This is a genomic window from Paenibacillus athensensis, assembly GCF_004514475.2.
GTDB classification, from domain to species: domain Bacteria; phylum Bacillota; class Bacilli; order Paenibacillales; family NBRC-103111; genus Paenibacillus_AL; species Paenibacillus_AL athensensis.
In genome coordinates this window covers 854,357-866,667 of sequence record NZ_MYFO02000001.1, presented here as the reverse complement: position 1 = coordinate 866,667, position 12,311 = coordinate 854,357, and the positions used below count along the sequence as shown (strand labels likewise).

The following is a 12,311-nucleotide window of genomic DNA, read 5'->3' as shown; positions in this document are numbered from 1 at the left end:
AACGACTTGTTAGCTCAGCTGGGAGAGCACCATCTTGACAGGGTGGGGGTCAGTGGTTCGAGCCCACTACAGGTCATATGAAATCCCCTTGATAATCAAGGGGATTTTTGCTTTTTCAAGAATATGATGAATACCATCATGACGTATCGAATTATAACATATCCTGATGGCCAGACTCTTTTTAGGAAAACAGATACAGATAATTTTTTATTTTTCGATTTTGATAGATACCCGCTTCGGTTTCTATTTTTATGAAATGCTGTTGAGGATGCATGCGATTGCTGAAATACTGGTCAATGGCTTCGGGGTATTTCTTTTTTGCTTGCAGGATATCGTTATTTATAAACGTTTGGTATTTAATAATACCGTTGTGCAGATCATCCTCTTTATTGGTAATATGAGTAAATGATATAATTTGAATACTGGTAATCGCTCGATTTATTTTCGCAGACAAAGCGTCTATTCGTTTTTGATCGTTAACCAGTGAGGACCATACAGCCTCCTTGGAGATATCATGGCAATACCAGGTTTTCAATTCAATTATCAGCAGGGGTTCAGCTATGTTGTTGTTAATTTCAAGAACGGCAATATCAAATCTATGATTGTCAGTGATCCCTACACTTTTCGGATGTACATATTCTCGAGCAATGATCCAATCAGCGTACTTCTTTTGCAAAGAAATCGCCAATTTATCTCTGAGGTAAGATTCGCTTTTGCTGGTTGCGTAAATGTAAGCGAGCTCATTAAATGATTCTGTACGATTCGAGTTGATTTCCTCCATAATGTCTAACAATGTTTTCTGAATTTCTTTCATTCCTATTGCGCTCATTGTATCGCTCCCCTAGCAAATGGAATCAGGTCATCGGCAAATCGGAAACTGCTGGAAGTATTGAAACAAGTTTTAGAGAAGGATTTAAGGTCGTTATTGAAAAATATTTGAAAATAAAGATATCGTGTAAGGAGCGAATGACATTGAGTAAATGGTGGATGGTACGTGCAGGTGACTATAACGAGCTTATTCCCAAATGGCAAACGCAACATATAGCGTCGATTGGTTGGCCTGAACTCGGGGATCCTGCAGCGTTTTCTGCCAAGGAAAAAATGATGGCAAAGGCCAATCAAGCCTACAAAGACGAAAAGCCAGGCACGCGCCTCTCATGGGTGGGGCAAGTATGGCGATTTTATCGTGAGATTGGAGTCGGCGATAGAGTTATCACCTATTCCAAGGAGACCAGGGAATATATGATAGGAACAGTTACCAAAGCCCATCAACATCGCACGGACATCGATCCATACTATCCCAACGTTATTTGCGTTGATTGGGAGTCCAAAAGAGTATCCCGAGATCATTTATCCCAGGGTGCCAAAAATTCACTGGGCGGCATTCTCACGGTATTTAGAGTCGATGATTGGGGTCAAGAGCTTCAGGGATTACTTGGCGGCACGGTCATTCCGCAGCCCGTTGATCACGATGAACAGGATGAAATCAGTTATCAGGATTTTATTGAGCAAGCCAAAACGATGGTGGAGGATCTGGTGGACCAACTTGATCCGTGGCAAATGCAGGATTTAGTCGGAGGGCTGCTCCAAGCAATGGGATATCAGGTTGCAATAAGCCCGAAAGGACCGGATGGAGGTGTTGATATCCTCGCCCATCGCGATGCGTTTGGTTTTGAAAAGCCCATCATTAAAGTTCAAGTGAAGCATCGTCATGCGTCAAGCGGCGGACCGGAAGTACAGCAACTTTTGGGAGCCAATCCTCACGGGGCAAGTTGTTTATTCGTATCGACAGGCGGATTCACGGCTGCTGCGCGCTCTTCGGCTTTGCATAATGGTGTGAAATTGCTGGATCTATCCGGTATTGTAGAGCTAATCAACGATTGGTACGATAAAATGCCTGTGGAGAAGCAAGCTTTAATCCCGTTAAAGCGGATTTATGTACCGTCTTGAACCGCAAGCCTAATGCTTGCTCATCCGATCATCCAGCGATTTATTTGCTGCCATTTTTCCAAACCCCTTCATCCACGACGCTACCCTCGCTGTCATACCGAGTCCCTTTACCGTGGAATTTGCCTTTCTTGAACTCGCCCTCATAGACGACATAGGTGTCCAGCGGCGGCAGCTGCGAAATATGGATCAAGGGGCTGGAATCGTCGGCAATTTCGCGCTCCAAATCGGCAATGGCTGGCGCATTCGTTTCTTGATACTGGACGAGCAGGGTAGGTGTGTAGTTGTCGATATGCTCCTTGACCGCCAACTGCTTGCCGTGTCCTTGCGGCTTGCCCTTTGTAAAATAACCTTCGTATTCAGGATACCCGATGCCAAGCTGATCGAGAGAAAGGCCGTTGGTGGAGCCACGCGTGTATCGGGACGTATATTCATCGTTATAAAAGTTGGACGCTTTCTCGTACTTCATGCCGTAGCCACTAAAAACGCCTTGATCAAAATATCCGACATAGGCAAGCGTAAACACTTTGCCATACGTGATCGAAGAATCGGTTTCGGTAAAAAGAATACCTTTCCCTTGCGGTCGGTCGCCCTTCATGTCCCCTGCGTACAAGTAGAGGTCGCCGGACATGACCGCGTCGAAGGCGTCGGGAAGACGTTTGAAGGCGTCCGGGCCAAACCATTTGTCTTCAAGAGTAAGATACACCTGCTCCCGCTGCAGCAAAGCGTGGAGCTCGTCTTCAGAGAACTGTTGTTTCTCTGCATGGAAAGGATCGTCGCTTTGCACATAAGCGGCAGCCGAGCGGAACATCCGGCTAACGGAACCGGCAGCCCGTTTCCAGAACGAAGCTTGAGCGTCAGCCGGGTCCGTTGTCAGAGACGGGGGGACTTCAGTGGGCCCGGCCTGAGGCTGCGGCTTGGGCGTTGATGTAGGAGCGGACGTCGCCGCGCTTGCATCGGCTTCTTGGTCCGTCCGGGGCTTGACCGGCTCGTTCGTCGGTTGCGGGGCCGAAGATTCGACGGTGTGCTGCTTCGGTTGCGCGGTGGCTGCTGCAGGCAGGGAGGCGTCGGCTTCGCGTTGCGCCGCAGGGCGGCTGCTTTGCTGCGGGACGCTAGATTCCGGCAAGGCGATAACAAACGCTACAAAGAACGCGACCATAGAAAGTCCGTAGTACAGCAGGACCCGCTTGCGCGATTTTTTTACAACAGCTTTTCCGTAAAGGACAGCTCCGGGCTTGATTAAACCGACGAGCAGCAGCACTATGCTTGCAGCGGTCAGGAAAAAAAACAAGGTGGCCAAGATAATCGCTCCTCCGTTCATGGCTCCAACGATGAATGTAAGATACATATAACTTCAAATATACTAGACTTGAAACCTGACAGCAATAGCCCAATTAGGCTTCAAGCACTAGCAAGCGGAACGAGCAGTCTTTTTGCGGAAATAGTCGCGAGGAGAAGTGCGGTGTTAGAGCATTGTTTTAAGGATTGTCCAGACGAATCCGTTTTACTGATTTTCTGGACAGTCTTTTTTTGTTTTTTCCACAACAACTCAAAAATCCATTGACAACAAACGCAATATCTAAAATAATGTAATAGTACACTAGTTCAATAGTGTACTGGTTTACCGTGAGTGAGGAGGTCAGCGGGTGCAGCTGAATTTTAACAGTTCAAAGCCGATTTATTTGCAAATGGTGGATGAGGTCAAGAAGGCTTTGGCCCGGGGTGAGCTTTCGCCAGGAGATAAAATACCGTCCCACAAGGAGCAGGCGTCGATATCGCAGGTGAATCCCAATACGGTGCAGCGGGCTTATCAGGAGATGGAGCGGGAGGGGCTGACGGAAACTTTGCGCGGACAAGGGACTTTTATCAAAAACGAACCGGGGATGCTGCTGCGCATCCGCACGGAAATGGCGCAAGCGGCGGTGCAGCAATGTATTGAGGAGCTTCGCGGGCTCGGCATGGAGCCCGGCGAGATGGAGCGGATGCTGCGCGACCAGTTAAGTAAGGAACACAAGGAGGGGTAGACGATGTCGATCGAAGATCATCCGTACATGATCGAGCTCCAAGGAGTTCATAAGCGGTATTTATTGAAACATGCGTTGAGCGGCATCGATCTGCAAATAAGAAAGGGCGCTATTGTCGGGCTGCTCGGCCCCAACGGCAGCGGCAAATCCACCCTGCTCAAGATGCTGGCCGGACTGATCAATCCGACTGCGGGCAGCATTCGCGTTAACGGTGTAGAGCCGGGTGTGCGCAACAAGCAGCACGTGGCCTATTTGCCGGAGATCGATCATCTTTACGGCTGGATGACCGTTAAGGAGACGCTGCGATTTATGTCCGGCTTTTATGCGGACTGGCAGGAGGAGAAAGCCGCCGAAATGCTGGCTGCAATGGAGCTTGACGGCAGCCAAAAGGTTCGGCATCTGTCCAAGGGGCTGCGCGCCAGACTGAAGCTGATTACGGCTTTCGCCCGCAAAGCGCCGCTCGTTTTGCTTGATGAGCCGTTTTCCGGCATCGATCCGACTTCGCGGATCAAAATCATTCGATCGATTATTAATGAATTTGCTGCGGGCGAGCAGACGATTGTCATTTCGACCCACTCCTTAAACGAGTCGGAGCCGATGTTCGAGGAAGCGGTTTTTTTGCATCAAGGAAAGATCAAGCTTTACGATACGAGCGAAAATTTGCGTTCGGCCTATGGCGGTTCGTTGGAGCGCATTTGGGAGAAGGTGTATGGGTAAATGGCGTTCCGCAATTTGTTTCGCAAGGAAATAAAGAGCGTACTTCCCGTGTACGGTATTTATGCGCTGGCGGTTATGCTGCTGCACATGGTGGTGGGATACAAACAAAGCTCGATGGACGAAGATACGGTGATGGTTGTGTCGGTTCTGCTGCCCTATTTGATCGTATCGTTGATCGCGATCGGGAGCGCGTTTTATCAGCTTTATTTCGAATGGAGAACGAATTCGGTCTATTTGCTGCTGTCCTTGCCCGTGCGCGGCTGGAAGGTGCTCGCGGCCAAGCTGACCGCATCGCTTGCTATGCTGCTGGCGGCGATTGCGTGGACTTCGCTGTGCCTTGTGCTGCTGTTGATGCAGAGTAATTGGCTGAAGCTGGCGGCTAATGGCGATGGTGAGGGGCTGGGCTGGACGACGCTGCTCAATGTCGGTGTCAACATTTTGTGGATGTATGTGCTGGTGGTTGTGTTTATGATGCTGATCATGCAATTTACGTTTCTTTGCGGGCAACTGGTCAGCAAATTCAAATGGCCGGTGATGGTATGCGCCTGCTTTGGCACGTTATGGCTCGTCATTCGCGTTACCCCGCTGCTGGCGAATTTGCTGCAGTGGACGCCGGATATTGTGTTCGGCAGCGGGCAGGACGAGGTTGTGTATTTGCACTCCGGTCCGTTTATCGTGCTGCTGGTGCTGTGCGTCGCTTTGCTGCTGGTGAACGGGCGAATCTTCGAGAAGGAGGTCGAGGTGTAGGATGTCGTTTCGGATAAAAAAAATCGTGCTCCTTCCCGTCGTCGTCCTTTTGTTCCTCGGCCTGATCGTCGACATTAGGGTCGGCAAGGAGCAGATGCTTGAACATTTCGGAGACCGATTCGTGAACGAGCAGCGGGCCGACGCGTACCGGGAAGAGCAAACAGGTACGACCGCTAGCGCGGAGCGTGAGCTGGAGATTCGTCCGAATGAGCAAATCAAAGAGGTAGCGTTGACAGGATTACGCGGCACAATCGCCGTGCAGCGTTCAGTGGATGCGTCGATTCGGCTGCATTACAGTGTCAAAGCTTCCGGGCCTGACCGGGAGACGGCGAGCCGGCGGCTGGATGCCGTCAAGGTGGACGAAGCGGTGGCTGGCGGCCGGATCGACCTGACGGCGCGGTCAGACGGTAAGACGATCAACCCGGATATAATCGCCGTTGATTACCGGCTTGAGCTGCCGGATGCCGTCAACCTGGTCTTGACGAGTACCGGCGATACGGTGCAAATCCGCGATATTCGCGGCGATGTTGAAGCGATTTCGGATGTCGGGTCGCTGGCGCTGATCGGCGTGACCGGCAAGCTGAAGGTGAAATTGGCGAACGGCAGCGCGTATTTGTCGGCGATTACGGGCGATATCGAGCTGGACAACCGGAACGGCACCGTCAATATCGAGGATGTGAAGGGCAATCTCGTGCTGACTAGCCGCATCGGGCGCAACATCGTGGCCAAGCTGACCGGGAATGTGACAGGTACAGCGGAATCCGGACCGATTCAACTGCAAGACGTCACGGGCGACGTGCTGCTCAACGGGCAAGATGCTTATTTGCAAACGGAACGGATTCACGGCCATACGCAGGTGACAGCGGACAGGGGGGACGTGACGCTGCTGCTGTCGGCAGGCGAAGGTTATACATTGGAGGCGGCGGTGGATGGAGGCCGTATCCAAACGATGCTGCCTTCGGACGTTCAAGTGATGAAGGACGGCGACTACGCGTATCGGATGGACGGCGTCATCGGTGCCGGTACGTGGAAGCTGAGCGCCAAAGCCCGTTCCGGCGACATCCACGTTTATCTGAAGTAAACAGCGAGCTAAGGAGGCGTTTCCATGAGCAACGAACCTATCGTCCAACTGCGCGGCGTGACCAAGCGCATCGGGAAGACGACGATTATCGATCAACTGACCTTTGACGTTCCGCGGGGTGAAATTTTCGGTTTTCTGGGCCCGAACGGGGCGGGGAAAACGACGACGATTCGCATGATGGTTGGGCTGATGTCGATTTCCAGCGGAGAAATCATCATCAACGGCCACCATATTCAATCGCAGTTCCACCAGGCGATCCGCCATGTCGGAGCCATTGTGGAAAACCCCGAAATGTACAAATATTTGAGCGGGTATCACAATCTGATTCATTTTGCGCGCATGGTGCCGGGAGTTACGCAGGAACGCATCGACGAAGTCATCAAGCTGGTTCGGTTAGAAGAGCGGATTCACGACAAGGTGAAAAAGTATTCGCTTGGCATGCGCCAACGGCTTGGCGTCGCGCAGGCGCTGCTGCACCGGCCGTCGCTGCTGATTCTGGACGAACCGACGAACGGGCTTGATCCTGCCGGGATTCGCGAGCTGCGCGATTATTTGCGCCAATTGACGCGGACGGAGGGCATCACCGTGATCGTCTCCAGCCATCTGCTGTCCGAGATGGAGCTGATGTGCGACCGCGTCGCCATTTTGCAAAAAGGCAAGCTGGTCGACGTCAAGACGATTGCCGATTTCATCGGCACGGGCGAACAAGGCCAGACGTATTTGATCGAAGCTCACCCGGCGGAGCGGGCGCTGGCGGCGATTCGCGAGATGGACGGGATCAGCGGCGTTTGCCTTAGGCCCGAAGGGCTGGAAGTCAAGACGGAACGGGAGCGTATTCCCGATCTGCTGCTTCATTTGATGCGTCAGGATATTCGCGTGTATGGCGTACAGGCGCAGCGGCAGTCGCTGGAGGACCGGTTCCTTGAAATGACAGGGGGTGTGACAGTTGTTTAACCTGATCCGTAACGAGAATATGAAGGTATACAGACGGCCGCGGACATGGCTGTTGATTGGCATTTTGATCTTCGTTGTCCTGTTCTCCAGCTTTATGGAATGGTATTACGACCAAAAAGACGCTGCTACCGAAGGCTCGTGGCAGCAAGAAATCTCCGAGCAAAAGGCGGATTTCGTAAAAATGCTGGCAGAGCCCAAGCTTAACCCGGAAAACCGCAAGCATTTTGAAGAACGGATCAAGGTGATCGATTATCAACTGGAGCACAACATCCATCCCGAGGACGCGACGATGTGGGACGGCACTAACAATTCGGCCGAGCTGATCATACTGATCACCTTGCTGACCGTCATCATTGCCGGCGACAGCCTTGCGGGCGAATTTGCCGGGGGCACGATCAAGCTGCTGCTTATTCGACCGGCCAGCCGGCTGCAAATTTTGCTGTCCAAATATATGTCGATGATTTTGTTTGGACTGCTGCTGGTCGTCATTTTGTTTGTGGTCTCGACTTTATTTAACGGACTGCTGTACAGGTTCGCGGATTTCAATCTGCCGCTTGTCCAGCTCACGGAAAACGGACAAATCGTCGAAAAAAACATGTTTGCCAATCTGTGGCAGACGTATTTGCTGAACGGCGTATCAACAATTATGTTCGTTACGCTGGCGTTTATGATCTCCACCGCCTTCCGCAGCAGTGCGCTGGCGATTGGCTTCTCCATCTTTGTGTTGTTTGCGGGCACCTTGCTGATGCAGCTGCTGCAGCCCTATGCGTGGAGCAAATACCTGTTGTTCTCCAGTATCGATTTGTCGCAATATTTGAATGGTCGGCCTTATCAGGAAGGGATGACGCTGACCTTCTCCATCGCAGTGCTGTCCGTTTACTTCCTGTTGTTCAACCTGATTTCTTGGCTGGTATTTACGAAACGGGACGTTGCCGTTTAGTGGTGGCAGCCGGCTACATGATGAAAATTGCTTGCTGGTCATCGACAACAGCGTAATGATAGGCTCCCATCCTACTTCTACTCGGATGGGGGTTTTTTCATGGAAGATTTAAAATTTTTATATAAAATAGTAAAATATTGTAGAATTTTTGTGATCTACATGGTACATTGTACCTATGACGGGCATGCTGAACGGGTGTGACTTGAGGAGGGGAATGGGGCTTGGCCAGACGGAAGAAGAAGCAAGATCCGCTAGATGTGCTGATGCAGCTGGGATTGCTTGCCGCGTTTTTCGGAACATTTTTTATAAGTAAGAGCTTTATCGCTTCTATTGTCGTATTGCTTGTGTGTATAGGGGCTTGGTTTGCGATCTTGCTGGCGAGGAAGATGGCTGCCGATGAAAAGCTGAGGAAATCGGGCATTGCCGATATCGATCGGATGGATGGCTTTCAATTTGAGCAATATTTGGGACAGTTGTTTAAAGCGCGCGGCTACAAGGTTCAGGTCACGCAAGCAAGCGGCGATTTTGGGGCCGATCTGGTGATTGAAAAGGAAGGCCGCAAGGTGGCGATTCAAGCCAAGCGGTATTCAGGCAACGTAGGCTTAAAGGCTGTTCAGGAGGTTGCGGCAGCGAAAGCGCATTATCAGGCTTCCGAAGCTTGGGTCATCACCAACAGCGCCTATACGGAGCAAGCCAAGCAGCTCGCAAGCTCGAACGAGATCAAGCTGTTCAGCCGCAACGACCTGGTTGAGATGATTGTGCAGATGAATCCCGGCAGTGTGCCGTCGGCCAGACAGGTGATTGCCGAACATCCGGCTGAAGCCAAGCTGTGCGAGCGCTGCGGCAAAAGTATGGTGCTGCGAAAGGGGCCCAAGGGGCCGTTCTATGGTTGCTCGGGATATCCCCGGTGCCGCAATATAAGGAAAGCGTAGCTTGCAGGGACGCCACAAAGACAAGCCGCAAGTGGGACGAGCGCGATTTGCCGCAGCCGCTGCATGTACTTCATCTGTCATTTGCTGTATCATAAAAGGCACAGAAACCGATACAACGAAAGGCGGTAGTGCTATGGCGGCAGGACGCCCGCGCGCCTTTGCCATCGACTGCGCGCTGGAGCGCGCATTGGAGCTGTTCTGGCGAAAGGGTTACGAAGGCACGTCGCTGACGGATTTGACCGAAGCGATGGGCATTAACCGCTCCAGCTTTTATGCGACCTTTGGCAGCAAGGAGCAATTGTTTCAAATGGTGCTGGATTTGTATATCAATCAGGGACCGCCCAAAGATACCGCGGCTTGCCTGGACGAGCCGACCGTGAAAGCGGCCATCGCCAAATATGTGCGTGCGACGGCTGATGCGTTGACCGACCCGGTGCATCCCCCCGGCTGCTTGACGATTCGCGGTGCGATGGCCTGCGGCGACGAAGCGGAGCCGATTCGCCGGGAGCTGGTAGCTCGGCGGCTGGATGCCGAGAAGGCGCTGCAGCTGCGGCTGGAGCAGGCCCAGCGCGCCGGAGATTTGCCGGAGGGTGTCAGTCCTGCGGCGCTGGCCCGCTATATCCACACGATCGTGTCCGGCATGTCGATTCAAGCAGCAAATGGGGCCAGTCGCGACGAGCTGGAAGAAGTGATCGGCCTGACCCTGCGGGTGCTGCAAGTCTGCGAATAGCTGGCTCGATTGTTTGGATTGTGCGCAAGCTCATCTTCAAATCTCATAAATATGCGTCTGCCTGCAATTCACCTGTGTGCGGATTGCAGGTTTTTGGACGTTCCTGCCCGGTAAGCCCCCGACTGTATTGACAGGTTCTGCAGTTGTGGGGTATAGTATTGCATAATTATGAACCGAATGGTTCAAAAATGGGCGTTGCCCACAGTACATTCAGGGACAGGAGAATTCCATCATGCGCACCACCAAGCAACATGTCCGTTTCGCGCTGCTCCTCGGCGCATTCTCAGCGCTTGGACCGCTGACGGTCGATATGTACCTGCCGTCATTTCCGCAAATCACCACTGCGTTCGGCACGAAAGCGTCGCTGGTGCAGCTCAGCTTGACGGCTTGTCTGCTCGGTCTGGCTTTCGGTCAAATCATCATGGGCGCGCTCAGCGACGTACTGGGCAGACGCAAGCCGATTATTGCCTCGATGCTCGTCTATCTGCTCGCGTCTTTCGCTTGCGCGCTAGCTCCGAACATCGGCTTTTTTATCGCTGCACGTTTTATTCAAGGCTTTGCGGCTGCTTCGGGCATCGTCATTTCGCGGGCCATCGTGCGCGATTTGTTCGACGGGCACGAGCTGACCCGTTTTTTTTCGCTGCTGATGCTGGTTAATAACGCGGCGCCGCTCGTTGCTCCGGTGATGGGAGGCGGCATTATTTCGTTTACGACTTGGGTGGGCGTCTTTATCGCGCTCGGAACGATTGGCCTCGTGCTAACGGTGCTGGCCACATGGGGGTTGAATGAATCGCTTCCGCCCGAGCGCCGTACGTCGAGCAATCTCGGCCAGATGCTGCGCAACTTCGGCTCCCTGCTTGCAGACCGCCAATTTACCGGCTATGCGCTGGCGCAGGGCTTGATGATCGGCGGGGTATTCGCGTATGTAGCGGGAACCCCATTTATTTATCAAAATATTTACGGCGTTTCTCCGCAGATGTTCTCGATTTTGTTCGGCACGAATGGCATCAGCTTGATTCTCGGCTCCCAGATTGTCGGACGTTATGTGCATGTTGTCGGCGAGCGACGCTTCCTGCTGATCGGTTTGTTCCTTGCCGGCTTTTCCAGCTTGGGGGCTTTCGTGTGGTCGCTGTTTACCGGGCCGCTGCCCGGGCTGGTGATTCTGCTGTTCCTGTTCGTTGCTTCGATTGGCATTACCGGAACCTCGTCCTTTACGCTGGCAATGGAATCACAAAGTCATATTGCTGGCAGCGCAGCGGCTCTGCTGGGCGTCATTCCGTTTATTCTCGGTTCGATCGTATCTCCGCTGGTCGGCATTGCCGGCGATTCGGCCGTACCGATGGGCTTGATTTTGTTTCTGACCAGCTTCTCGGCGCTTGTCGCGTATTTTGGGCTCGTTCGTCGCAAACCAACACAGGTCGGGGCAGTGGTCACGCCCGTGACCAAGACGTCGGGCGGTTAACCGGAGAAAGCCAAACAAAAAGCGCAGGCTGGAGGGAACGGACGCAACCTCGGCTTGTGCTTTTCGTTTGCTTGCGTCCGCTTATTCAAGCGCTAGTTGCCCGTTGGGAGGCCGGAGCCGTTGGAGCTTGACCTTAGGGAGCTGCGCTGTCCAAGCGGTTAGAGGTGCGGAAGGGGCGACGCGTCGATCCAGCGAAGGGAGAGGTTACCCTGTGGTCGTACCTGCGGAAGCGGAGCCGTTAAATACGACGGGACCAGTCAACGTAATGGTGCCTTCGGCAACGTGGACGGCAATGAACAGCGTATAGCGAATTTGTCCGGCTAGCACGGCTGCGGCGGGAGGAAAATCGGCTGCGGTCACGCTGATGGGAGGAATTACGGTCATGCCTGCAGTGGGGAAAGACTCGGTCAAAATCACAACGCCTGTGCCAGCCGTCCCGTTGCTGTTGCGTTCCACCGTAAGTCTGATGGTCGCCTGAATGCCGGTATCCGTGCCAATTCCGACCGTACCGTCCAGAGCCACTCTGACATTGGAGGTGTTACCGGCCGGAATGGCGGCCAGCACCTGCAAGCCGAGATCACCAATGAATAACGGAGTGGCCGATAAAACGGTAGTGCCGTCGCTGTCGCTGCGATGAATCGAAATACGTTGATCCAAAAATTGGATGCCCATATTCATTTCACCTCCCGTTTCGATTGCTGACAGTGTATGCGCAAAGGGACGGGCTTGCATGGGACAACGGTTGATTTCGCGTAAAACGGAAAACCAACCGCCCGG

The 12,311-nt window shown here is 52.8% G+C and carries 13 protein-coding genes and 1 tRNA gene; 11 read left to right on the top strand and 3 right to left on the bottom strand.

Annotated elements, in window-relative coordinates:
* Positions 1 to 3: 3 nt before the first annotated feature.
* Positions 4 to 76: transfer RNA gene (locus B5M42_RS04020), tRNA-Val, on the top strand.
* A 105-nt stretch (positions 77 to 181) separates the two neighbouring features.
* Here the strand turns inward: B5M42_RS04020 and B5M42_RS04015 are convergent.
* A complete protein-coding gene (locus B5M42_RS04015) occupies positions 182 to 829 on the bottom strand; it encodes a hypothetical protein (protein ID WP_134756426.1) in 648 nt (215 codons plus the stop codon).
* A gap of 143 nt (positions 830 to 972) precedes the next feature.
* Here B5M42_RS04015 and B5M42_RS04010 point away from each other — a divergent pair, with 143 nt between their 5' ends.
* The gene (locus tag B5M42_RS04010; protein ID WP_134756428.1) at positions 973 to 1,950 is read left to right on the top strand and encodes a restriction endonuclease; all 978 of its coding nucleotides are present in this window, start codon (positions 973 to 975) and stop codon (positions 1,948 to 1,950) included.
* A gap of 40 nt (positions 1,951 to 1,990) precedes the next feature.
* On the opposite strand, the gene B5M42_RS04005 is transcribed toward B5M42_RS04010, so the two are convergent.
* Positions 1,991 to 3,247 carry a hypothetical protein gene (locus B5M42_RS04005; RefSeq protein WP_209280780.1) on the bottom strand — a complete coding sequence of 419 codons (1,257 nt, stop codon included), beginning with the start codon at positions 3,245 to 3,247 and terminating at the stop codon, positions 1,991 to 1,993.
* A 346-nt stretch (positions 3,248 to 3,593) separates the two neighbouring features.
* On the opposite strand from B5M42_RS04005, the gene B5M42_RS04000 reads away from it, so the two are divergent.
* The 9 genes from B5M42_RS04000 (at position 3,594) to B5M42_RS03960 (ending at position 11,534) form a co-directional block, all read left to right on the top strand.
* Positions 3,594 to 3,971, top strand: coding sequence for a GntR family transcriptional regulator (locus B5M42_RS04000; protein ID WP_134756431.1), 378 nt, complete (start codon positions 3,594 to 3,596; stop codon positions 3,969 to 3,971).
* A 3-nt stretch (positions 3,972 to 3,974) separates the two neighbouring features.
* A complete protein-coding gene (locus B5M42_RS03995; RefSeq protein ID WP_134756433.1) occupies positions 3,975 to 4,688 on the top strand; it encodes an ABC transporter ATP-binding protein in 714 nt (237 codons plus the stop codon).
* On the top strand, positions 4,689 to 5,435 hold the full coding sequence (locus B5M42_RS03990; RefSeq protein ID WP_134756435.1) for an ABC transporter permease subunit: 747 nt from the start codon (positions 4,689 to 4,691) through the stop codon (positions 5,433 to 5,435).
* A 1-nt stretch (position 5,436) separates the two neighbouring features.
* The gene (locus B5M42_RS03985; protein ID WP_134756437.1) at positions 5,437 to 6,516 is read left to right on the top strand and encodes a DUF4097 family beta strand repeat-containing protein; all 1,080 of its coding nucleotides are present in this window, start codon (positions 5,437 to 5,439) and stop codon (positions 6,514 to 6,516) included.
* Positions 6,517 to 6,540: 24 nt separating this feature from the next.
* The gene (locus tag B5M42_RS03980; protein ID WP_134756439.1) at positions 6,541 to 7,470 is read left to right on the top strand and encodes an ABC transporter ATP-binding protein; all 930 of its coding nucleotides are present in this window, start codon (positions 6,541 to 6,543) and stop codon (positions 7,468 to 7,470) included.
* Positions 7,463 to 8,410, top strand: coding sequence for an ABC transporter permease (locus tag B5M42_RS03975; protein WP_134756441.1), 948 nt, complete (start codon positions 7,463 to 7,465; stop codon positions 8,408 to 8,410). The genes B5M42_RS03980 and B5M42_RS03975 overlap by 8 nt, the downstream gene beginning before the upstream one ends.
* A gap of 221 nt (positions 8,411 to 8,631) precedes the next feature.
* On the top strand, positions 8,632 to 9,342 hold the full coding sequence (locus B5M42_RS03970; protein WP_134756443.1) for a restriction endonuclease: 711 nt from the start codon (positions 8,632 to 8,634) through the stop codon (positions 9,340 to 9,342).
* 133 nt (positions 9,343 to 9,475) lie between these two features.
* Complete coding sequence (locus B5M42_RS03965; protein WP_134756445.1) at positions 9,476 to 10,072, top strand: TetR/AcrR family transcriptional regulator; 597 nt, start codon at positions 9,476 to 9,478, stop codon at positions 10,070 to 10,072.
* 232 nt (positions 10,073 to 10,304) lie between these two features.
* A complete protein-coding gene (locus B5M42_RS03960) occupies positions 10,305 to 11,534 on the top strand; it encodes a multidrug effflux MFS transporter (RefSeq protein WP_134756447.1) in 1,230 nt (409 codons plus the stop codon).
* Positions 11,535 to 11,738: 204 nt separating this feature from the next.
* Here the strand turns inward: B5M42_RS03960 and B5M42_RS03955 are convergent, their stop codons facing one another.
* The gene (locus tag B5M42_RS03955; protein WP_134756449.1) at positions 11,739 to 12,206 is read right to left on the bottom strand and encodes a hypothetical protein; all 468 of its coding nucleotides are present in this window, start codon (positions 12,204 to 12,206) and stop codon (positions 11,739 to 11,741) included.
* Positions 12,207 to 12,311 lie beyond the last annotated feature (105 nt).